The following is a 21,883-nucleotide window of genomic DNA, read 5'->3' on the forward strand; positions in this document are numbered from 1 at the left end:
ACTCCGCGTCATGGTCGAAGATATTAACCGCGGGAACGGAAAAGAGGATGCCGCCACACGCTTTTTCGACGGGATGGTGTATGAGGATCAAAATCTTGGCGGAGCGCGGATGAGGGTCGGGTGGTATTTCAACCGATTGCGCAGCATGGAGTTGGCCGAGATATTGCATCGGTTGGACGAGCAGCGCCGGAGGACCGTTTCGCGCCGCCGCGACGACGGCTGGCAGCGCTATGCGTCGCCGCAGTTGCACCCGGTGCTGCACGGATTGCGGAATGCTGTGCCGGCCGCTGCGACACCAGCCCAGCGGCAAGCTATTGAGGCGGCTGCGCAAAACACTCTTCGGGGCCAGTTTTCAGCACTTGGGCAGACCTGGCCACAGCGAGACCCCTATACTCTCTTTCCACCCGAGCTCTGGCGCCTTGATCCGGTGACCGGCCGGCTTTGGCCGGGCCCCGAGACCCATACTTTCGATATAGATTTTCGCCATGCCACCGACCGTGGCGATGTAAAATATGTTTGGGAAATGAACCGGCTGCAGCAACTGCCGCCACTGGCTGCCCATCTGCTTCTCACCGGCGATGATCAATCCCGTGCGGCCATCGAGGCGGCGATCGAGAGCTGGCATTTCGCCAACCCACCATTTCGGGGCGTTGGCTGGGCCTCGGGCATCGAGGTCGCGCTACGAGCCATCAGCCTGATTGTCACGCTCGACCTCGTCGGCGACCGGCTTGGCGCGGCGACACGAGAAAAAGTCGGTGAAATACTGGCGGCAAGCGCCTATTGGCTGCCGCGGTTTCCCTCCCGGTTTTCGTCCGCCAACAACCATCTCGTCGCGGAACTGGCTGGCGAATATCTGATCGGTCTGGCTTTCGGGGACGAGGTAGCTCGCGAGTCGCTCCTGGCCGAGGTGCTCAAACAGATCCTGGCCGATGGCGCCGGGGCCGAGCAGACCCCGACCTACGCCGCCTTCAGTGCCGAGCTTTTCCTGCTGTGCGCTGCGGCGGCGCGCCAGGCCGGACTGCCTTTTCCCCAGCCCGTCGAAGCGCGTTTGGCCGCTTTCGCCAATTTCGCAGGCTGGCTCCCGCCGAAAACCAACGGCTTCGGCGACAATGATGAAGGCCGCGTGATCACGCTGGGGGGCGAAACCGATTATGTCGGATCGGTCGCGGCCGCCATCCGTGGTTTTCTACGGATGCCGGGCAGCGCACCGGAGCCTGGCGATTTTCGTGCGCTTTTCTTCGGCGCGCCACCGCGGCCGGCGCCGGTGCCGAATGGATTGCATACATTCACGCAAGGCGGGCTCTCCGTCTGGCGCGGCGAGATGAATGGTCGCAACGTCCATCTGACATACGACCACGGCCCGCTGGGCTACCTTTCGATAGCGGCGCACGGTCATGCCGACGCGCTGTCGCTCACCCTGTGCATTGACGGCGATCCGGTGCTGGTCGACCCCGGCACATGGCTCTATGGTTCGGGGGGAGGCTGGCGCGACTGGTTCCGCTCGACGCCGGCGCACAACACGCTGAACCTAGAGGGTAAAAGCCAAAGCATCATCTCCGGGGCGTTCAACTGGTCGCACAAGGCGGTTGCGACATTGGTGGAGAGCGAGCCGGGGCCGCACTGGAGGCTGTGTGCCCGACATGACGGGTACAAAGGCCGCTTCGGCGTTGTGCATCAACGCGCCGTGACACGCGATGGCGACGGCATCCTCGTGACCGACCAACTGCTCGGCGGCAGCCGCGTCGCTGAGATCGTCTTCCAACTCGCCGCCGACCTCCACGCCAACAGGGATGGAAACATTGTCACGATATTGCGCGGCGCTGAACCTTTGATGACTATCCACTTTCCAGACGCAGCGATCCACATCCGTTCCGGCGGCGACACACCGGGCCAGGGCGGCTGGGTTTCGCCGCGTTTTGGTGCAAGGCAGCCAGCCGAACGCCTCGCATGGCGTGGCCAAGTAGGCGAAAAGGGAGTAGTCATCCGGCTCGCGCCAAGTCCGCCGCAGACCCGATAACGGGCAGGTTGCAGGCGCAGCGTTCGACATTAATTACGTTCAGATATTTAGCGGTTTTGACACCGTTGATCTGCTAATTTGGCCATGATTGTTCTGCCAGTCGCATCCCGATACACAGTTGCGGGCAGCATATGATGGGCCTGGCAATATGTGCTTCGCGACGAGCCGGATCACCATTTCACCACCTAGGAGCCACTGCATCGATGTTTTCGGAATTCGCCAGAGTGATCGTGGAAAAACTCTCACACATCGATCTGCTGACACTCGGTCTCTTGTTGCTCACGGCGCTGGGGAGCGCGGTGGTCGCCTACTGGCGAACGGTCGAACAGAAATCCTTCCGGGACTTTTTCGACTTCGCCTTTCCCGCGGAAGTCATCATGCACCCATCGGCGCGAGCGGACGCATTGTTCTGGATCACGAAAAGGCTGGTGATGCCCTTCCTGCTCATTCCCGCCGGTGTCACCTTCGTTGCCGCCACGGGATATGCAACAAACCAGGCAGTCGGCTGGCTCTTCAGCATCTCGCAACCGCTGATACCCGGCCCCGCCGGCCCAGTGACGATCATCCTCTTCACCGCAACCATGCTCGTTGCTTACGATATCTCCTACTACCTATATCACGTTGCCCAGCACCGTTTCCCGTTCCTGTGGGAATTGCACAAGGTGCATCATTCGGCCGAAGTGATGGTTGGGATCACCAAGGACCGGGTTCACCCCCTGGACGATCTGATGAACCGGATCTGGGACGGCGTCATACCGGGGATCAGTTTCGGCTTGTGGAGCCTGATTGCGCTTGATCCGGTCGAGATCGCCATATTTGGCATCAACGTCTATGTCATTCGCAACATTCTCATGATGGACTTTGTTCGCCACACGCATCTGAAGATTTCCTTCGGCCGGTTGAACGGCGTCATCTTGTGTCCGCATTGGCACCAGGTGCATCACAGTGTCGACCCTCGCCACTACGACAAGAATTTCGGGCTACTTTTTTCATTCTGGGATCGCATATTCGGAACGCAGTTCATCCCGGATCCGGACGAAGACCTCAAGTTTGGACTGATAGATCGCGACGTACGCGACTATCAGTCGCTTTTCGGACTTTACGTGCTGCCGCTCAAGAAAATGGCAAACCATATCATGCGACTTTTTCAAAAGCGCATCGATGTCGCGCGGCCGCAGGACCGTCTCCAACCATGAACAAAATGGCTTCGATTGACGCTGTTGGTGCGGAGCGACTGGAAATCGTCAGTTCGACGGATCGCCTGGCCGCCATCGAAGCCGAATGGGTAGACCTATGGCATCGTACCCATGCACTGATCTTTCAGAGCCATGCCTGGGTTTCGGCATGGTGGAGCACCGTGCGTGACCGCGACCGGCGCTCGCTGCGGATCGGCCTGGTATGGAGCGATGACAGGCTGGTCGCTGTCATTCCCCTGGCGATCGGCAGACGAAAAGGACTTCGGCTCCTCGAATGGGCCGCCAATAGCTATACGGACTATGGTGATATTCTTGTCGCGCCGGAATGCTCCCTATCGGCCCTCCAGAACCTCTGGAACCGGATCTGTTCGGCAGGTGGCTTCGATCTTGCTTTTATCAATCGTCTGTCTCCGGATGCGGCAGCCCGCAGGATTTTTACACCGGCCTCTTCCAGCGGCGTCAAGCTTCGCGCCAATCACCGGGAGGAAGTCAGTTATCGCGTCGCTGGACAGTGGGCCAGCGGAGCAGCGTGGCTGGCGGACCAGCCGAAAAAGATGCGCCAGAACTATCGGCGCGGCATCAAGATACTGGAAGAAACAGGCGAAGTGAAATTCCGCCTCCTGTCGGCCGACGAGCCGCTGCAGCCATTGCTGGAGCGACTATCGGCGCTGAAGCGCAGATGGCTGGAAAAGCACACGCGTGAATCCGACCTTTTCGAAGAGGGCGAGCCGGTTCTTGCCGCTCTGGTCGACGCGCTGTCACGCGCCGGTGTGCTGCGCATTTTCGTACTTGAATGCAATGGTGCGATGGTCGCGGTTTCCATCAACATCGTCCAGCACAACGTCATGATGGCATTCGTTACCACCTACGACCCTGATTTTAGCCGAGCGTCGCCGGGTGCGGTCCTGATTACGGAGTATATACAGTGGTCGTTTGATCACGGCTTGGGATTGGTCGATTTCCTCTGTGGCGGAGAGGCCTTCAAACATAGGTTTGCAACACAGGCCGTTACCCTCCAATCCGTTCTTGGGGCACGCACTGTGCAGGGCGCGCTCGCTTCTCTCGCTGATCGTATCTGTCAGACGATCCGCGTACGCTCACGCGGATTGGCGTCGGCGAATCCAGAGCGCCCGCCCGATGAGACTGCTTAATTTAGCTGGATAACTCGGGCATAAGCCGCCGAGCGTTGAGGGCTTGGCGTGCCACATGGGCGCGCCATTCGAAAATCCGCGTCGATTACGCCTCGGAGTCGGGACCGAATGGGGTCCTCAGGTGGAGACTTCAGCCAATTCTCGCAAATCACGTTTCTCGAGGCGCAGTTTGTTGTCTGCGAAGCGTCGCAACAGGTTCGTTGGCGTCACAAGGGTAGCAGGCTAGGTCCTGAAATCATTGAAGATTTTTCGGACAGGGCGCTACCATAGGTCCGCGTTTCCACTATGATTTCAACACCTTAGGTAGGCTGGTAGCGGGAGAGGGATTCTAATCGCTAATTAAATCAGACAGTTAAGAGGTATTAGTCAGCATTTTCCAGAAAATTGTTCCACAAATGAAGTGCGATATGTTCGATCCATTCGTAGCAACGCTGAGAGGGGCGGTTCGGGCGTTCGTTGTCGGCCAACAGAAAAATGAAGGGAATTATCCCCTTGACGTACGTGGGCCACAAAAGAACCTAAGTCCGAAGGTGTGATGGCTGTGCTGCAACAGCAGCCTAGACACAACACACAAGGACAGACATAAAATGGAAGACGATACGAACGTCACATACCGCGTTGGCTCAGTGAACGATCCGACCAACGTAGGGAAGTCAGCCATAAATCGGGAACTTGCCATGTTCGCAGCGGGCCATTTGAGGCGCGACGAGTGCTTGGTCCTGGAGAAAACCCAGTGGGAAGAAAAATACGATAAGATGCGTCCGGCGTGGACAGTCATCCTTGATGCCGAACATGAACCCGGTGAGTGGGACCTGGGGTTTCGTGCGAGAGTAGCTTAAACAAGCCAGAAACACGGGTTCGATCCCCGTACGCCCTGCCATGGGGCGGTCGTCTAGCGGTTAGGACGCTGGCCTTCATCAAACGCCGCTCCCTTCGGGTTGAGCGGCGTTTTTATATGTCAAAGCGCGGTGCAGGATGTATTGGAGGCTTTCGCGGCAGGGCGACGATCTTGGGCGTATAAGGGTTCTTTGGTATACCCTCCACCCACTTCTCAAAATTCAGAAGGGTCACGCACTTCCCTTCCGCATTCTTGTGTTTCCCATCATCCATCGTATGGAACACGATGTCCTGAAGACCCAACTCATCCCGGGCAAATATGCACGTCATCAGGTGGATGGCGTCGGCCATGCCAAGCATCCTATCGTGGCCCTTAGGCTCGGGGTTTGGATAGCTGAAATCGCGGATTACGCCGCACCATTCCAGAACGCTAGGCAGCGGATCGATCGGCGAAAATGCTCCCTCAAAATCAGCGAGGAAGTCCACGAAATCACCGTAGCCGCTTGCAGTAAGATGGCTTGGCTTAATCTCTGCCATCGCAATCGTAGAATAGTGAATCTGGCATTTACCAGCGACCGCATCGCTAATGTATTGATTGATGTCCCAAAAATAATCAGCGCTTTGATCCTTAAGAAGGAACCGGATAAATACGCACGAGTCCCAAAAGTAATGAGCAGGCCGGTTGGTCAATTGTCACCGTGCCAATCATCGATGGTGAACGTTTCAAATGTGCCGCGCCACCGTGCAAAATCCGGGTTCTCTTTGATAAGGCGCGGCTTTTCAATCACTTCAATCTTGGATGGCAGTCCGCCAGTTCCGTCGTAGTGCGCGCGGCCTGTTAGCCGCACACGGCGACCAAGGACAGTTCTTATATCGTCAATCGAAAAGCCGGGGCAGTCGCACGTGATCTCTTTGCCGCCGGCGGTTAACCGAACGATGAATTTGGGGGTACTGTGTCTAATATCGGTTTCAAGAATTTTCCCATCGAAGCTACCGACTGTGACGCCCTTGAACCATTTGGCCTCAGCGACTTCGGGGTCTGGTATCGTTATGGCCTCGGTGGCATTCGATAGGAAAGTCTCGTCAATTACGACTGTCTCGAAATTATCTACCGTTATCTCTGCATGGTCATAGGTTTTGGCAACGTCCTTCGCTACTGCGACCAGCTGCTTGACGCATTCCAGATGTTCCCGAGCAAATTGATAGTGCTGGGTATCAACCGAGCGGACGCATCTCTCGAAGATTTCCACGCTTGAATAGTCTGGAGCCTTCGAGCTTATACGGAACTCTCTCAGCGTGGCTGAAGCGCTGGTCGGTTTGAGATCTACGATAACAAAATCAAAGCGTTGCTGCCCATTAGCCGCCTTATCTGCCGCTTCCATAGCCCTAACCAGGGCCGCTAGTTTTTGCGCGAAAACGCTGGCGAGAACCTTGCCTTGGAGATCGGCAGTCCCGACTATGCGAAATCTGACTTGGTGGCTATCAAGCTCTGCCACGGCAAACACCATCCATTGCGGCTCAATGTATTACATTGTAACCTTTCGACAAGGTTTATGCAAGTAAGTTCTTGATTCGGAAGGAAAAAACGTTCCCTGCTTGTCGCTCAAGGATGCCTTAAGGGACGGAAAACTTGAGGATTTTATCCGCCAGCACGAGGCGGCCAGCGTCGGCCCAATTGAAGAGGCTGCGTTCCTCGAAGCAGCCTCCAAAGTCATCAAACGCGAGCCACGATCAGATCGAACATCGCGTTCTGCATCACGCGGTGGTTCGACCGGAAAGTCGGTCGAGCGAGCCGAAACCTTGAACACCTCCCAGAAGCTTTCGACGTGATTGGTCGAATGGGTCTCGCCCGTCCGGTAGTCGTAAACCAAGGAGATTTTCTCGCCATGCGGCACGCGTTGTGCCCGACGTGTAATTTTCTTCATCCGAAGTGTGGAGTCGGGCGTAGGGACGCATACCCACAAATGAGTCCACACTGCCGAGTAAATCGATTTAAGTCCCTATGCGCACCGAGACCAACTAATTGATTTTATTGATCTTTTAGCCGTCGAAAAGAAGGCTGGTAGCGGGAGAGGGACTTGAACCCCCGACCCCAGGATTATGATTCCTTGTGTCTTACCTTTAGTTCCAACCGATCATATTGAAATGTCTCGTTTAGTGGCTTAGGTTACAACACTCTTACTCACTTTAACTCACTCAAAATAATTGCACTAGGTAGCCCATGGGTAACCCTGAGGTAGCTGAGCATTAAAATGGTCAATGACAAACTTTTAACACGAAACCCTCGGCGACGCGCTGCACCAAAGAAGGTCAACCTGACCGAACAGCGCATCGCGGACCTCAAACCCCAAGGCAGCGAGATCGTAGTACTCGACCTGCGTGTCAGCGGGCTTGCCGTGCGTGTCCGAGCGTCGGGGACGAAGACCTACGTCTGGTCAAAGAAGGTTGCCGGCAGACCTGTTCGTCTAAGTCTTGGCAGAGTGTCTGGCCTGCGCCTGGACGACGCGCGCAAGGCGGCTGAGCGTCTGAACGGACAAGTGGCGGCCGGTGAGAACCCTCGCGCTCATAGAGCCGCCGCAAAGGCGGCAGCGGCGATGAAGGCGATTACTCTCACCGACGCCTTCGAAACCTTCAAAGCGTCGAAGCAGCGCCGTGCGAGCACTCTTAGCGACTATGAGACCGTATGGCGGCTGCATATTCCAATGGCACTGAAATCAAAGCCGGTGGCGGACATCGTTTCTGCAGACATCGAGAAAATTAAGCAGAACTTATTAGTGGCCGAAAAATCTCGCACTGCGGGAAAGGTCATCGTGATGCTGGGCGCGATAATGAACAGAGCCGGCAGGAGCCATGATAACCCCGCGCGTCGTGTCGAGCGGCCAGAGTCTAAAGTTCGGACGCGTAGATTGTCAGCCGTTGAGATCGTCGCGATCCTCAAAGTGTTAGATCAGCGTCGTGGTGACCTCTTCGCGGACCTGATAGCGATTGCCCTTCTGACCGGGGCACGGCGAGGAGCACTGTCAGCCATGCGCTGGTCGGACCTCGACCTAGACGCTGGGCTATGGACTGTTCCGGCCACATGGTCGAAGAACCGGCGCGAATTGGCCATAGCTCTTCCGAGGCGAGCGGTCGAGATACTTCTGGCTCGCCAGCAGAAACGAAGCCGTTCGCCGTGGTGTTGGCCGTCGAAGAAGTCGAGCACTGGGCACATCGTCAATCCTGAAAAACCGCTCACCTCGATAATCAAAGCTGCTGGAGTATCCAAAGTTAGCATGCACGACTTGCGGAGAACGCTGGGCTCCCGTCTTGCCATGACGGGGGCTGGAGCGGCGACGATCACCGCAGCGCTGGGACATGTCAGTCCGCAAAGCGCGCGGGCGTATGTGCATCTCGACATCGACCCGGTCCGCGCGGCCGTCGAAAAGGCGTTTAGCGATGCCTCGTAATCCGCTTAGGGAGATCAAAACACGGGCTGGCCTAGCGTACGAGGCTCGCCACGTCCGGCCAGGATTCCAAATTCGAACCGGCGGCACGAACGATGGAACGGCTCTGCGCGGGGATGTTAGAACGATCATCGACGGCCTTAGCGAGTTCGATCAGTTACCTAACTCAATTAAGACTGAACTCTGGCTTGATCTCGCGGTGGCCGTCGAGCGCGCAATGTTGGGTATTCCGCCGAGGCGTCGGGAACTTAGCGGGGATGCTTCCACCCGTCAGGTGCTGGTATCTGACATCAAGGAGGCGCTGGACCGCGCTGGCGTCAAGTTTACGATCTCCCGGGGAGCAATTGCGGCCGACGGGACGGAGCGCGAGTCACTGGCCTACCGGGTTGCACGGGAGATGGCGGGCATCGCGGGACTACCTTGGCCGCTCGATGCGTTCCGCGTCATGCGGCACGGGCGAGACATTATTAGGTAGTTGCGAAAACCTCACCAAGACATGGGTCAAGTTGGCCAGTAGTTAGGGTGTCGGCCTGAAAAGGAGACACCCCAGATGACCGCCGAAAATCAGCCGACTCCCCGTCGTCGGAAAACTAGGCTCGAACTACTCTGTGAAATAAACGGTTTGCCAGACGATGCATTCATCGACACCGTACATGCGGCAGCGTTCATCCAATCCTCTCCATCAGTATTGATGAACTGGCGCAGTCAGCGCCGAGGCCCGCGCTATCACGGCAACGGTGATTTCATCCGTTACACCATCACAGACCTGAAAACCTTTATGAGTCATCGCCGCCATGAGGTGGCGCTGGCCGGGACGAACCACAATGCCTAGCAGGGTTAGTGTCCGTCGCAATTGCCGGACAGCCGGTGATCTTGAGGGCTCGGAAAACTTCCGCCGGGCGGCCATCGCAAACGGCTATCGCGTTGTGAGGGTGATATCGAAAGGCAAGCGGCCAGTCGCCGAGAACTGGACGCAGGGCGAAAACCTCGATCACCTGTTGCCGGTAAGCGCGACTGCCGCGAATACCGGTATCTGCACTGCGGGATTCCGAGTGTTTGATGTTGATGTGGATGAGCTTAAGAAGGTTCAGGAGATCATGCGTGCAATTTTGCCGCTGCTTCCCAGAGGCGGCCTAATTCGCCGACGTGTGAACTCACCTAGGCTGGCGATTGTTTACAAAGCGGAGGCTGGTGAGCCGTGTAAGAAGGCAGTGTCCGGGAAGTTTGGCAAACTGGAAGTCCTTGGCAATGGTCAGCAGTTGGTTGCTCACGGCGTCCACGAATCTGGCGCAGAGATTTATTGGATTGGTGGCAAATCCCCTGCGACAGTAAGTGCAGCCGAGGTTCCCGCAATTGGCGAGCAGCAGATTTCGGCAATTCTAAATGCTGTGTCTCAAATTCTCGCTAGTTCGGTCGGCGCATTACCTTCGAAAGTTACTCCCTCCGCGCGATCCGCCCACATCAACGACCTCGCTGCCGGCATCTCAATTCACCATCCATTCGATGATCTTGCTCCCGATCAACAGCGTTGTGTGGTGGCGGAGTGCCTGACGGTTCTCGACAACAGTAAATCAGACCCTCGCAACCAATGGCTCGCGGTCCTGTTTGCCGTCGCGGATGCTGGCCAACGTGGCTGTCCAGATGTTCGGAGCTTGGCCTTGGAATGGTCCAGACGGGGCGCCAGCTGGACTTCTGAGGCAGATTTCGACTCGGCGTGGAGCTCCTATCGGGCGAACAGGGCAGGTGGAACAACGGTCGGCACGCTCATCCATTTGGCTCGTTCGGCAGGCGCGGAAGTCTCTAGCCTGCTCGATTCGTCTTCACCTGAAAAGAAGCCTACCAGCGAGACACGTGGCGTAGCCTTGCCCGTTGCCGCGCTGCCGGCCATTCCACCGAAACGCCAGTGGCTTCACGGAACAGATTTGGTTCGCGGGGCCGTTTCCCTGATCGTTGCACCAGGTGGCAAGGGCAAGTCTTCGTTTCTGACTTCGCTTGCTCTGGCATGTGCTTCAGGACGCCCCCTTTTAGACAGTCACGTGTTCGGGGGGAGGCTTCGAGTTCTGTACATCAATGCAGAGGATGCGACCGATGAAATCGCTCTGCGCGTGCGCGCGGCGATGGCGCACCACCAACTGACCGACGCCCATGTTGGCGGGTTATATGTCGCAGGAGCGGACAGGCTGTCTCTTACCTTGATCAAGGTGGAGCGTGGAACTCCTGGATTAAATCCGCCGGGTTGGCAGGAGCTTCGCGCGCTGGTCTCCCTTCACAAACCCGACGTTCTGATCCTCGATCCGCTCGTAGCCGTCGTGGGGGGCGCGACATTGAATGACAACGCCGCCGCAGCCCTGCTTATGCGCGAGTTGGTCTCGCTTGCTGCACTCAACAAGCTCTCCGTTATCATTGCCCATCACACGTCGAAAAATCGGGAGTTGGGCAACGCCGACGCCGCAATGGGCGCGGCGAGCATTGTGAATTTGGCGCGCATAAGCCTCGCTATCGAACCATTGAAAAATGACGATGCAACAGAAATCGGTGTCGCACCGTGGGATGCTGACTCCGTCTTCAGGGTCACGGGCACGAAGCAGAACCTGTACGGTGGTTCCGTCGCGTTTCGGTCGAGATGCCGAATGCGCAACCGCCGATCTATCCCCACGGTGACAAGGTTGGTGTTGTAGAGGTATTCAAGCCCTCGCTGACCGCCACGCCGTTTCCGCAGGCGATGATTGACGCCGCGTTGATGGCTGTCGGCACAGCCCCCGCGCCACTGTCTCCATCGCCGAAGTCCCCCGACTATGCCGTTCCGGTAGTAGCCAGAGCCCTTGCTCCACAGCGTAATGGCATCGCAAGCGACGTCGAGGCAAAGGCCATTCTCGAATACCTTCGCCGATTGGGTCGCATTCAGATCGGACCCGTCCAGGTCAATCGCATCGGGCGGGGAGGTTACGCACGACAGGCTTACATCGTCGTCGGACCAATCCCAGCAACTGTCACGGGTTCGATACCGCCGACGTCGGCCGTGCCAACAGCAAATCGCGGTAGCCAGATTGCACCGAACCGGAAGCAGAGCGGAAAGCCATGAAAAGCCATTTCAGCCAATTGGCGATCAAGTGGCTTGAGGTGGTGGTGAGGCGCGCCAGCGCCACCACCAACTACCGGGGGGTGTGGGGGGTGGTGGTGGTGGCGAAGAGTTGGATTGCGAACGCCAATCCTGAAAGGAAGAACACCGATGGTTGGTACAGGTGAAAATGTGGATGCCGCTTGCTATAGGTATGTTTGGCGTCGATTGAAAGAAGGGGGGAAAGGCGCCGTAGGCAGGCAGATTCCAAATCCGATCATCGGTGGATACTTCACCACGGACGACGACTTCTTCGAAGAAGTGGCGCTGTCTGTCCGTGCGGTGCGCGCCGTTGCCCACTTCGGACGGACTGGTCCTTCTGGGCAGCGATTGCCAATGAACAGGATCGAGCGCACGGTCCTTATGGATTCTTGTTTGCCGCGAAACATGCTGTGGGCCTCTTTCGCGGCGTCCCTAGAAGCCAATGATTTTGACTACATGTCGCATCCATCCTTCGCCGAATACGCGGCAGGGTTCCTAGCGGTCCATGATTGGCGCTTACTCGAACGAGAGCCTTCACTCGCTTCCGAATACCCACCCAGGCCGCTGGCGGGCCTCGACCATCGATCCACCGCAGGTTGTGTGCGTCAAGTTCTGCAAAATGGGCGATCATGAAACTGGTCATGCGGCTTGGCGTAGAGCGAGCTTCTTNTGCGATGGTATTGACCGCTTGCCTCATCAAAAAAGTCCAACCACTGCTTTGAGATGTCGCAGCCGACATAGTTCTGCATTATCATGTCCACGCCTCTTCCTGTGGTGCGGGGTCTGCTTGGAACAGCCCCGTGCAACTGTTCAGGGTTGTGTGCGTCAAGTTCTGCAAAATGGGCGATCATGAAACTGGTCATGCGGCTTGGCGTAGAGCGAGCTTCTTGTGCTCGCGCAGATCATCCATGTTGATATAGCGGTTGGCCTCCATCCAGTTTTCGTTGGTTTCGACGGCCAGCGCCCTGACCAGGCGCAGGCAGCTTTCGGCGTTCGGGAAGATGCGCACGACATAGGTGCGCCGGCGGATTTCCTCGTTGAGCCGTTCAAGCATGTTGGTGGACTTGAGGTGCTTGTGATGCTGACGCGGCAGCCGGAAGAAAGTCAGCGTCTGTTCTATGGCTTCTTCCGCCCAGGTGGTCAGCCGCGGGTAGCGGGCGGACCATTTGGACAGCCACGCGGCGAGATCGGCCTTGGCCTCGGCGAGATCGCGCCGGTCGTAGAGCCAGCGCAGTTCCTGCAGACAATCGTCGCCGTGCTTCCTGGGCAGGTGATCGAGCGCGTTCCTGAGGAAGTGGACGTAGCAGCGCTGCCATGCTGCTTCCGGGATCACCTCGCCGATCGCCGCGACCAGGCCGGCATGGTCGTCGGACACGGCCAGTTCGACGCCCTTGAGACCGCGTCGTTTCAAGCCGACGAGGAAGTCCTTCCAGGCCGAGCGGCTCTCGCGATTGGCCATCTCCACGGCCAGGATCTGCCGNGCTCTCGTCCAGCCGCTTGTTGATGGCCGAGATCGACGAGGCCGAGAAGGCATGGCCGCACAGTTCTTCCGTGATCGCCTTCACCTTGCGGGTCGACACGCCCTGCACATACATCTCCGCAAGCGTCGCAACCAAGGCCCGCTCCGAACGCTGGTAGCGCTCGAACAGCTCGGTGGAGAAGTGACCCGCCCGGTCCTGTGGAACCCGCAGCTCAAGCTTGCCCACCCGGGTGACCAGGGTGCGGCCGTAGTAACCCGAGCGATACCCAAGGCGCNGGAACCCGCAGCTCAAGCTTGCCCACCCGGGTGACCAGGGTGCGGCCGTAGTAACCCGAGCGATACCCAAGGCGCTCAGGCGTGCGTTCGCCCTTCGAAGCACCCAGCGCCTCCTCCATCTCGGCCTCGAGAACCTCCTGCATTACCGCACGGATCACTTCGTGCAGCCCCTCCGGGTTCGAAAGCAGAATGTCTTTGACGGCAGCGCTGGTCGATTTACCTTCTGTCTTGGTCATGGTGGCGTTCCTTCCAGGAATCGGTGACGTTGAACATCACCAGCCTGCCATGACCGCCCTCTCTCAGCGAATTTGCAGAACTCTCAGCACACTACCNCGGTGACGTTGAACATCACCAGCCTGCCATGACCGCCCTCTCTCAGCGAATTTGCAGAACTCTCAGCACACTACCATGGATTCCGCTCTTCCCCATTGGTTCCATTTAGGTTCGGGACCTTAGTCCCTTAGTCGGTGGATAAGGTCCGAACCAGGGAACACGCAACCGGAAGCCACATTAGGAGAAGACCGTCGATCAAAGTCCCTTCATCGCCGGTTGAGGATCCCGCCGCTCTTACTGTCGAGAGCGCGGCGGGATCCTTACGCGTGGAGCGAGCACATGAGATTTGTCGAGATTCAGATGTGCTTACGGCCCTGCTTCTCGCTTCTTCGTGTGCAGGATATTCGCTGTTTTCGGAGGCCATCTGGTTCCTCCACGCTACGCAAAGATGGTGTTGCTGCCGGACCTCGATAAAATGACGACTGCATCATCTACACCCAGCTTGCCCGATTCCATCGACTTGCAAGTTCAAAAGCGCCCAGAGGTGCAAAGGTCTGCCGGCGTGACACAGCGCGCAGTCGGTCTGGAGCCGCCAGTGCCATCCAGCAAGCGGTAAGAATCAGCGGAGGTTTTGTGGCTCCCCAGCTATCAGAGAGCGCCGGCGATTATTGACAGACCCGGCTCTTGAAATTGGCTGAAATCGCCGCTCCACATTTCCGCATCTGTTTGAATTGTGTTTGTCAACTAGTGCGAACGCTATGGCGAAGCAGGTTGAGCTGGCGGCGTTCCTGGCTGATCCCCGCCAGTGCTTGATCGCGGCGTGGGATCCTTGTCGAGCTTGGGATTTCGGTCCACCGGTTCGCCATTCACATCATCGGCCTTGGAGTTTGCAGGGTCCGTTTGGCCAGGATTTGGGCTGTAAGTATCTGGCGATGGAACCCGGCTGTTTTGCTGTGTCGCCGGTGTCTTAGCCTGCTCGCCATAGATTTCAGCGATCCCCCAGGCAACGAGCGCCAAGACAAGGCCTGCCAAGAGCACGCCAAGGACCGGTCGCCCCAAGCCACCCTGCCTGGCCCGCTTTTCCGGAATGTTTCTGCTCATGATCGCAACCTTGGGCTAAGAGGAGTGGCCCGCGCTCCAGGAGCGAAGACGCGAGACGGTCAAGAGTTCCGGACGTTGGCCATGCGGCGAACAGGGAACTCGCTGCACATACCGAACTCGCTGGCGCTGTTGATGTTCCCACGGAATACAAACAGCGCGCCGCCGGGAGCCGGACTGGCAATTTGGGTTGGAGTCGCTGGAACGAGCCAGCTCAAGGTCAACGAGCGGCGGTGTGCGTAAGCGGGCATTGCGAGCCAGACTGGAACTTTGCCGAATCTGCCGCGTTGCCGACCATGGCCGACTACAACGAGACCACCAATCCGGTGCTGACCGGTTGCAAGGCCCGCGTTGCCACCAGGGACATCTGTTTGAAGGCTAGCTGAAATTTGCTCCTCGTTGTCGGCGATTCCGCCCAATGGAACATCCTGATCCGCTCGCGGTTGGGGAAGCCCGGGCCAGTTCAGGAGCATCATCATGAACGTCGAACGTAACCCGGCCGAAGACAGAGGCGATATTCAGTCTGGGGTGACAGAGGACAAGACGCCGGGATTCGACCCGGCGGCGGCGCCTATGGAAACCGATGCCGAAGCGGCAGACACCGGCGCCGTGCCGGTTCCCGCAGCGACGGGCACGCCGGCTTTCGCTAATCAAGCAAGCTTCGCCAATGCGATGCGGCGGCCGGACGACGAGAGCGCCCCGGCCCCGAGTAAAAACGGCCCGGTGCTGGCCATTGTCGCGCTTGTCGTCGTTGCCGCCGTCGTGTTCGTTGTCGCCGCGATGCTGGCGCGATAGCAGATCCTGCGCTTGCGCCAAACCTCTGCCCTGCGAAGCGATCAGGGATGCGGTCGTCGCAGCAGGCGATCAGCGGCTGGAAAAACAAGCTGCAGGTTGCAGCGGCGCATGGCACGCCGGCCGGCACCCTGGCCGAGCAGCATTGCGGCATGGCCGAACCCGGCTCGGCCGCCAAGGTTGAGGCCGGATGCTCGTTCGAAGCAGGAACATTTCACATCAAGCCAAGTTCGGGCTTGCAGAGCTTGTCGTCAAGGAACAGCACATGAAGGCCCTCACATGGCACGGCAAAGGCGAGATACGCTGTGAACAGGTGGCCGATCCGACGATCCAGGATGAACGCGACATCGCTGCAGAAAGTTCAGAACGGCGATATCGACCCGTCATTCCATCGCGCTGGCCTCAAGGCCGGGCCCGAACTTTACAAAACCTTCCGCGACAAGGAGGACGGCTGCATCAAAGTCGTGATGCGCCCGCACGGCTGACCGTTCTGCCCCAGTGGCCCGACTTTGTTGTCCGGCCGTCTGCATGCTGAAAAGGCGAGAGTTGAAAATGGCCAAGGACAAACCCGTATCGACAAACCCGGCCGCCACACCTCCGGTCAGATCGCCTGATGCCGCCGGCCTGCCACATCCCCGTCGCGACGCTGAAAACAGCGATTCCGGCGCCAAGCCGACGGCGCCCAAGACCGCTGGCGCCCAGCAAGCGTCCAGATCGCCGCTCGACAGCCGCATTGCAAATCGCAATGCCGGCCGTCCTCGTCAGGCAGGCACGACGCCTCGGCCGACCGACGAACCGCTGGAGTAAAATGAAACCTAAGCTGCGGCGCGGGTATCCGCACCGCGGTGTGTGTGCGCAGTCAGGGTCTTCCTGCCCTGCCGACAGGGCCATACAGGTCTTGATCTCTCGTGGATCGTCGGGATCGGCAATCAATACTTTAGCGGGAAATTCGATGGTACCGTTGGCTGGGATCGAACCAGCGACCTCCGGATCCACAATCCGGCGCTCTAACCATCTGAGCTACAACGGCACGTTCGCCTGAGCCAGATCGTGGTGAAAATTCATTCTCCGAGATCCGCTCTGTCGTTCGGCGATGCGTCCAATACGGTCTATCAGAGACTAATTCAAGGCCTTTGATAAGGCAAAGCCGGTTCCGCCAACAGGCGCCGGTTTCTTCGGCAAAAGAAAAAGGCCGGCGGGAGGAGGTGCCGGCCTTTTCCTGTTACGAGCCAGCGGGAGGAGGTGCTGGCTGGTCACCCCGGAGAGCAGAGGGAGGAGGTTCCACTCGCCGGGTATTCATTTGGACAACTCTATCGCACACCTATTTGTCTGACGAAATGCGACGTTTTGATGCATCGCAGAGTTGTGCGCAATTATTAGGCGGCCTTGATGTCCTTCAGGGCCTTCTCGAAAGCGGTCTTGACCGGCTTGGAGACGTCTTCGGCAGCCTTCGAAGCAACAGCCTGGAAGTCCTTGGCCTGCTCGACCGTGGTCTCGACGCGCTTGCGCAGGAAGGCGGTCTGCAGTTCGACCACTTCCGACAGCGACTTGGCGCCGATGAGGGCCTCGAGATGCGAGAAGCCGGCTTCGGCATTGGCGCGCAGAGCGGCGATGGTCTTGAGCGACAGGTCGCTGGAAACGGTCTTGGCAGTCTCGAAGGTCGATTCCAGGACTTTCTGGGTCTCTTCGGCGCCGGTCTTCAGCTTGGAGTAGGCTTCCTTCGACTGCTCGACGCCCTTTTCGGCGAAAGCGCGGATCTGGTCGGTTGCCTTGGAAGCGTCGAAGCTCGGGAATTCGACGTTTTCGATGGTCTCAGCGGTCTTGGCCTTGGTCATTTTCCATCCTTTCGGGTAGCGGCTTTGACAAAAAGCCGTCTCGTTCATGTATGATGGCAATATAGCGGTTTTTTTGTGCGATGCAATATCTTTGTTGCAGTGCACCATAAATTTCTTCCCGTGCGTCACCCAAGAGGTTATCCAAGGGCATTCCGAGAGGCTGTTAACCAAGTGGCCAGAGATTCCACCTGCTTCCCGCGATGGCTTGTGGACCTTCGCCGCGCGGGCTTTTATTAACAAAGCGTTAACTGCAAATTGCCCGCCTTGTAGGTTCGCCAAGAGGGGTTCGCCAAGAGGTTTCACCGAAAGGGTCCGCCAAGCGCATGCCTTCCGAGAACTACTCTTTCCTCGATGTCGCCGTGCTTGATGCGGTTCGCCAGCGCTTCGCCGCCGGCGACGCGATCGCGATTCTGTCGGCCGACCTCGAACAGGTGATCTGGGCCAACGGCCCGGGCGCTGCGGTGTTCGGCTATCCCGACATCGAGGCCATCATCGGCGCCTCGGCACAGCTGCCGCTGATCGCCAGGCGTCAGATCATGGCGACCGCGGGCTTCCCGCAGATCGGCAGCGACCGCGCCATTACGGTACGGCTGGCGACCGGCATCACCAGCCGCGCCGTCGGCTTCCTGGCCAGTGCGGTGACTATGCCGGACGGCGAAAGCGCCATCATGCTGGTGGTGCCGGCAGCGCAGGCCGGCTCGCGCAGTGCTGCCGACATTGCGGCCCGCGCGATCAGCGGCTTTACCGAAGACGGCCATTTCATCGCCTTTGTCGACGCCGCCGGCACTGTCGAGGCGGCTTCGGATGGCTTTGGCGCGCTCGCCATCCGGCCTGAGACGCTGGCCGCGCTTGTCGCCGACGTGGCGAGCCAGGACGACCGCATCGTCAAGCGGCTGGTCCCCGGCGGCGCCACGTCCTATCCGGCCGGCTTCGCGCGCCTGACCGAGTCCAGGCATCTGCTGGTGGTCATCGACGAGGATCAGCTCGGTGAGGAAAATCCTGTCGGCGAGCTGGATGCCGAACCTGCTGCAGCGCAGGTCGACGATGGCCCGGCGCAAGCCGCCGCGGAGAACGCGGTAACGGTGGATGCGGTGGCTGACCACCCCCCCGCAAGCGGGAATCAGGGCGCCCCACTCGCGGCCGCGCCTGACGTCGGGGAGACAGGTCCGGCTGCCACCGAGCATGATGCTTCGGCGTCAACCGATACAAAGGCGGATCATCGCGAGCAGACGACCGGTCGCGAGCAGGCGGCGAATGACAGCGCGCCGGCGCAACATGATCATTGGTACTTCCATGCCGGCGAAGAGCCGCAGGCGGGCGAGCCGGACAGCCCGGCGCAGGCCGAGCCGGATTCTGTTTCCCCGGCCGAGAGTGCGCAGTTGGACTGCAGTGCCGCTGCGCCCGCCCTGCCCTCTGACGCAGCCCCACCGGCTGCGCCTCCCGCCAAACGTGAGATCGACCGCTCGGCGCCGCCGCTGCGCTTCGTCTGGCGCACCGACGCCGAGGGCAAGTTCAGCGCGCTGTCGCCGGAATTCGGCGACATTGTCGGCAAAGCCGCCGCCGACGTGATCGGCCGCCGCTTCAAGGACGTCGCGACAATTTTCGGCCTCGACGCCTCGGGCGAGATCGCGGGCCTGCTTGAACGGCGCGACACCTGGTCGGGCCGCTCGGTACTGTGGCCGGTTGCCGGCTCCGACCTGAAGATACCGGTCGATCTGGCAGCACTGCCTGTCTATGGCCGCAGCCGCGCCTTCGAAGGTTTTCGTGGTTTCGGCGTCGCCCGCGCCGGCGATGCGGTGGTCGATCCGGAAGCAATCGGCATGGCGCTGGTCCCCAATGGCGCGCCAGCGGCAGCAGCCGAGCCGGCCCCGGAACAGCCCGTGGCGGAAGCTCCCAAGGCGGCCGATCCGTTCGAGGGCGAAGTGCCGGCACTGACCATCGTGCCGAAGCAGGAACGTCGTTTTGCCGACAAGGTCATCCGGCTGGCCGAGCATCGGCAGCCCGCCAACGACAAGCAGCCGACAAGCGAGAGGGGCCTGTCGACGCTGGAGCGCAGCGCTTTCCGCGAAATCGGCGAGCGGCTGAAGAAGGACAATCCCCCGCCGGAGCAGCCGGAGACTGCCAAGCAGGCCGAACCGGCCAATCCGGATCAGGTAACGCCAGACCAGGCCAAGGCAGATGAGCCCAAGCCGGATCATGTCGAGGCGAACCAGGCTGAAACAGCCGCGCCAGCCCGGCGGCCCGCCGAGGTCTCGAGTCCGGGCGAAGCCCGCCCGGCTGCCGTGGCTGAACCATCGGCAACCGCACCCGAAAGCGAAACGGCTGAGGCCGAACCGCCGGAAAGCGATGCCGAGGACGAAAAGGACCTGACGCGGCTTGACGGCGAGCAGCCGGACGACGGCCTTGCGGACAGCGAAGCAGGCGAGGCGAAGGCGCCGACAGTGTCGCGCTCCCTGCTCGACTATGCCGATCCCGAACCAGGCTCCGTCACCGAAGACAGTACGGAAGCAACGTCGTCCAACGACGAACTTGCGCCGGCTTCCGAACCGGATGATACGCAAGCCCAAGAGATCGTCGAGGCCGCAGAGCCACAGCCGGTTGTTGCCGAGACGCCGGCCAATGCCGGTGAAGACGACAGCATGACGTCGGCCGACTTCCGCGATGCCGAGGACAATGAGGATTGGGCGCCGTCCGACGAGGCGACCGATTCCGCCGTGGAAGACGGGGACAAGGCCGGCGATGCGGACACACTGCCGGCAGAACCACAGCGCCTGAAAGTGCCGCCGCTCAAGCTTGAGGGGTTCATGCCTTCGGCATTCTCGGCCGGAGATGAACACAAGGCCCCTGACACGTCGATCCTCGGCAAGCTGCCGGTGCCGCTGCTCATCCATTCGGGCGACGAGCTTCATTACGCCAATGAGGAATTCCTCGGCCTGACCGGCTATGACACGCTTGAGGACCTGAGCGACGCCGGCGGGCTCGACGCGCTGTTTGCCGATCCCTATTCAGAAATGGCCGGCGAAAGCGACCACACACTCAAACTGAAGACGCGCGAGGGCCAGGAATTTCCGATCGAAGCCATTTTGCGTTCGGTGCCGTGGCGCGCCGGCAAGGCGCTGATGCTGGTGGTGCGACGTACCGGCGATAACGAGCCGCCGATGGTTGCGCATCTCGCAGCCGAGGAGCAGACGCAGCCCGATGTCTCCGAACTCAAAGCGCGCATTGCCGAGATGCGCACCATCATCGACACCGCGACCGATGGTGTGGTGTTGATCGGCCGCGACGGCGACATCCGCTCGATCAGCCGGCCGGCCGAGGCGCTGTTCGGCTTCGACAGCGACGACGTCACCGGTAAACCGTTCGCCTCGCTGTTTGCCATCGAAAGCCAGCGCGCGGCGCGCGACTATCTGAACGGCCTGTCCGAGCCCGGCGTGGCGAGTGTGATGAACGATGGCCGCGAGGTGATCGGGCGCGAGGCGCAAGGGCGCTTCATCCCGCTGTTCATGACCATCGGCAGGCTGCCCAATGACAGCGGCTTCTGCGCCGTGGTGCGCGACATCACGCAGTGGAAGCGGGCCGAAGAGGATCTGACCCAGGCGCGCGCGGTGGCCGAGCGCGCCTCCTCGCAGAAGACCGATTTCCTCGCCCGCATCAGCCACGAGATCCGCACGCCGCTCAACGCCATTATCGGCTTTTCCGAGCTGATGGTGGACGAGAAGTTCGGCCCGGTAGCCAATGACCGCTACCGCGACTATCTCAGAGACATCAACCGCTCGGGCAACCATGTGCTCGATCTCGTCAATGACCTCCTCGACATTTCGAAGATCGAGGCCGGCCAGCAGGAAATGGACTACGAGGCGGTGTCGCTCAACGATACGCTGGCCGAGACGGTGGCGATGATGCAGCCGCAGGCCAACCGCGAGCGTGTCATCATTCGCTCCAGCTTCGCCTCGCGACTGCCCGAAGTGGTCGCCGACCTCAGAAGCGTGCGCCAGATCGCGCTCAACATCCTGTCCAATGCCATTCGCTATACGCAAGCCGGCGGACAGGTGATCGTGTCGACCGCCTATGAAACCTCCGGCGACGTTGTCATGCGGGTGCGCGATACCGGCATTGGCATGAGCCATGCCGAGATCGAGCAGGCGCTGAAGCCGTTCAAGCAGATCAATGCGCTGAAGCGCGGGCGTGGCGACGGCACCGGTCTCGGCCTGCCGCTGACCAAGGCGATGGTGGAAGCCAACCGCGCCCGCTTCACCATCACCTCGACGCCGGGCGAAGGGACGCTGGTCGAGGTCGCCTTCCCGTCGACGCGGGTGCTGGCCGAATAGGGCCGGCCATTCCCGGGCGAGAATCCCGGACAAAGAAAAGGCGTCCAACAGGACGCC

15 protein-coding genes, 1 tRNA gene and 4 pseudogenes are annotated in these 21,883 nt (G+C 59.6%); 14 read left to right on the forward strand and 6 right to left on the reverse strand.

Annotated elements, in window-relative coordinates; all coding sequences use genetic code 11:
• Nucleotides 1-10: 10 nt before the first annotated feature.
• The 4 genes from X750_RS154580 (at nt 11) to X750_RS1000000165700 (ending at nt 5,203) form a co-directional block, all read left to right on the forward strand.
• On the forward strand, nt 11-2,017 hold the full coding sequence (locus X750_RS154580; RefSeq protein WP_023747193.1) for a heparinase II/III-family protein: 2,007 nt from the start codon (nt 11-13) through the stop codon (nt 2,015-2,017).
• 203 nt (nt 2,018-2,220) lie between these two features.
• Nucleotides 2,221-3,213: a sterol desaturase family protein gene (locus X750_RS154575; protein WP_023747194.1), complete on the forward strand. Its 993-nt coding sequence runs from the start codon at nt 2,221-2,223 to the stop codon at nt 3,211-3,213.
• The gene (locus X750_RS154570; protein ID WP_023747195.1) at nt 3,210-4,364 is read left to right on the forward strand and encodes a GNAT family N-acetyltransferase; all 1,155 of its coding nucleotides are present in this window, start codon (nt 3,210-3,212) and stop codon (nt 4,362-4,364) included. The genes X750_RS154575 and X750_RS154570 overlap by 4 nt, the downstream gene beginning before the upstream one ends.
• A gap of 587 nt (nt 4,365-4,951) precedes the next feature.
• A complete protein-coding gene (locus X750_RS1000000165700; protein WP_156932376.1) occupies nt 4,952-5,203 on the forward strand; it encodes a hypothetical protein in 252 nt (83 codons plus the stop codon).
• Nucleotides 5,204-5,315: 112 nt separating this feature from the next.
• Here the strand turns inward: X750_RS1000000165700 and X750_RS154565 are convergent, their stop codons facing one another.
• The 3 genes and pseudogenes from X750_RS154565 to X750_RS1000000166810 all read right to left on the reverse strand — a co-directional run.
• Nucleotides 5,316-5,891: a type II toxin-antitoxin system VapC family toxin gene (locus X750_RS154565; RefSeq protein ID WP_023747197.1), complete on the reverse strand. Its 576-nt coding sequence runs from the start codon at nt 5,889-5,891 to the stop codon at nt 5,316-5,318.
• Nucleotides 5,888-6,697 carry a hypothetical protein gene (locus X750_RS154560; RefSeq protein WP_156932377.1) on the reverse strand — a complete coding sequence of 270 codons (810 nt, stop codon included), beginning with the start codon at nt 6,695-6,697 and terminating at the stop codon, nt 5,888-5,890. Before X750_RS154560 ends, X750_RS154565 begins: the two co-directional genes overlap by 4 nt.
• Before the next feature lie 218 nt (nt 6,698-6,915).
• Nucleotides 6,916-7,042 (reverse strand): annotated as a pseudogene (locus tag X750_RS1000000166810) (IS1595 family transposase); the annotation flags it as partial.
• 411 nt (nt 7,043-7,453) lie between these two features.
• Between X750_RS1000000166810 and X750_RS1000000163650 the strand changes: the two are divergent.
• From X750_RS1000000163650 to X750_RS1000000165720, 5 genes are all read left to right on the forward strand, one after another.
• Nucleotides 7,454-8,647, forward strand: coding sequence for a site-specific integrase (locus tag X750_RS1000000163650; RefSeq protein ID WP_023747199.1), 1,194 nt, complete (start codon nt 7,454-7,456; stop codon nt 8,645-8,647).
• A 547-nt stretch (nt 8,648-9,194) separates the two neighbouring features.
• Entirely contained in the window at nt 9,195-9,476 is a 282-nt protein-coding gene (locus X750_RS1000000165710; protein WP_156932379.1) for a hypothetical protein, read from the forward strand.
• A complete protein-coding gene (locus X750_RS154550; protein ID WP_023747202.1) occupies nt 9,469-11,322 on the forward strand; it encodes an AAA family ATPase in 1,854 nt (617 codons plus the stop codon). Before X750_RS1000000165710 ends, X750_RS154550 begins: the two co-directional genes overlap by 8 nt.
• A 400-nt stretch (nt 11,323-11,722) precedes the next feature.
• Nucleotides 11,723-11,890 (forward strand): hypothetical protein, encoded by a 168-nt coding sequence (locus X750_RS1000000165715; protein ID WP_023747203.1) that lies wholly within the window; start codon nt 11,723-11,725, stop codon nt 11,888-11,890.
• Nucleotides 11,874-12,377 (forward strand): hypothetical protein, encoded by a 504-nt coding sequence (locus X750_RS1000000165720; RefSeq protein ID WP_156932380.1) that lies wholly within the window; start codon nt 11,874-11,876, stop codon nt 12,375-12,377. Before X750_RS1000000165715 ends, X750_RS1000000165720 begins: the two co-directional genes overlap by 17 nt.
• A gap of 226 nt (nt 12,378-12,603) precedes the next feature.
• Here X750_RS1000000165720 and X750_RS01000000162795 read toward each other — a convergent pair.
• A pseudogene (locus tag X750_RS01000000162795) lies at nt 12,604-13,736 on the reverse strand (transposase).
• A gap of 1,612 nt (nt 13,737-15,348) precedes the next feature.
• Here X750_RS01000000162795 and X750_RS154545 point away from each other — a divergent pair.
• From X750_RS154545 to X750_RS154535, 4 genes and pseudogenes are all read left to right on the forward strand, one after another.
• Entirely contained in the window at nt 15,349-15,666 is a 318-nt protein-coding gene (locus tag X750_RS154545; protein ID WP_023704493.1) for a hypothetical protein, read from the forward strand.
• A 68-nt stretch (nt 15,667-15,734) separates the two neighbouring features.
• A pseudogene (locus X750_RS1000000165725) lies at nt 15,735-15,842 on the forward strand (oxidoreductase); the annotation flags it as partial.
• Between the two features lie 171 nt (nt 15,843-16,013).
• A pseudogene (locus tag X750_RS1000000164270) lies at nt 16,014-16,148 on the forward strand (glutathione-dependent formaldehyde dehydrogenase); the annotation flags it as partial.
• 67 nt (nt 16,149-16,215) lie between these two features.
• The gene (locus X750_RS154535; protein WP_023704496.1) at nt 16,216-16,470 is read left to right on the forward strand and encodes a hypothetical protein; all 255 of its coding nucleotides are present in this window, start codon (nt 16,216-16,218) and stop codon (nt 16,468-16,470) included.
• Between the two features lie 146 nt (nt 16,471-16,616).
• On the opposite strand, the gene X750_RS154530 is transcribed toward X750_RS154535, so the two are convergent.
• Nucleotides 16,617-16,693, reverse strand: a tRNA-His gene (locus tag X750_RS154530).
• 346 nt (nt 16,694-17,039) lie between these two features.
• Entirely contained in the window at nt 17,040-17,498 is a 459-nt protein-coding gene (locus tag X750_RS154525; RefSeq protein WP_023669330.1) for a phasin, read from the reverse strand.
• A gap of 323 nt (nt 17,499-17,821) precedes the next feature.
• On the opposite strand from X750_RS154525, the gene X750_RS154520 reads away from it, so the two are divergent.
• Nucleotides 17,822-21,826 (forward strand): PAS domain S-box protein, encoded by a 4,005-nt coding sequence (locus X750_RS154520; protein ID WP_023747204.1) that lies wholly within the window; start codon nt 17,822-17,824, stop codon nt 21,824-21,826.
• Nucleotides 21,827-21,883 lie beyond the last annotated feature (57 nt).

Origin of the sequence: Mesorhizobium sp. LNJC391B00 (assembly GCF_000502535.1) — a bacterium.
Lineage (GTDB): Bacteria > Pseudomonadota > Alphaproteobacteria > Rhizobiales > Rhizobiaceae > Mesorhizobium.

Excerpts from the sequence above, each read along its gene's own strand:
- X750_RS1000000165715 (WP_023747203.1), top strand. The coding sequence starts at position 11,723 with ATGAAAAGCCATTTCAGCCAATTGGCGATCAAGTGGCTTGAGGTGGTG.
- X750_RS1000000163650 (WP_023747199.1), top strand. The coding sequence starts at position 7,454 with ATGGTCAATGACAAACTTTTAACACGAAACCCTCGGCGACGCGCTGCA.
- X750_RS1000000165710 (WP_156932379.1), top strand. The coding sequence starts at position 9,195 with ATGACCGCCGAAAATCAGCCGACTCCCCGTCGTCGGAAAACTAGGCTC.
- X750_RS154550 (WP_023747202.1), top strand. The coding sequence starts at position 9,469 with ATGCCTAGCAGGGTTAGTGTCCGTCGCAATTGCCGGACAGCCGGTGAT.
- X750_RS154520 (WP_023747204.1), top strand. The coding sequence starts at position 17,822 with ATGCCTTCCGAGAACTACTCTTTCCTCGATGTCGCCGTGCTTGATGCG.
- X750_RS154575 (WP_023747194.1), top strand. The coding sequence starts at position 2,221 with ATGTTTTCGGAATTCGCCAGAGTGATCGTGGAAAAACTCTCACACATC.
- X750_RS1000000165720 (WP_156932380.1), top strand. The coding sequence starts at position 11,874 with ATGGTTGGTACAGGTGAAAATGTGGATGCCGCTTGCTATAGGTATGTT.
- X750_RS154545 (WP_023704493.1), top strand. The coding sequence starts at position 15,349 with ATGAACGTCGAACGTAACCCGGCCGAAGACAGAGGCGATATTCAGTCT.
- X750_RS154570 (WP_023747195.1), top strand. The coding sequence starts at position 3,210 with ATGAACAAAATGGCTTCGATTGACGCTGTTGGTGCGGAGCGACTGGAA.
- X750_RS154580 (WP_023747193.1), top strand. The coding sequence starts at position 11 with ATGGTCGAAGATATTAACCGCGGGAACGGAAAAGAGGATGCCGCCACA.
- X750_RS154535 (WP_023704496.1), top strand. The coding sequence starts at position 16,216 with ATGGCCAAGGACAAACCCGTATCGACAAACCCGGCCGCCACACCTCCG.
- X750_RS154525 (WP_023669330.1), bottom strand. The coding sequence starts at position 17,498 with ATGACCAAGGCCAAGACCGCTGAGACCATCGAAAACGTCGAATTCCCG.
- X750_RS1000000165700 (WP_156932376.1), top strand. The coding sequence starts at position 4,952 with ATGGAAGACGATACGAACGTCACATACCGCGTTGGCTCAGTGAACGAT.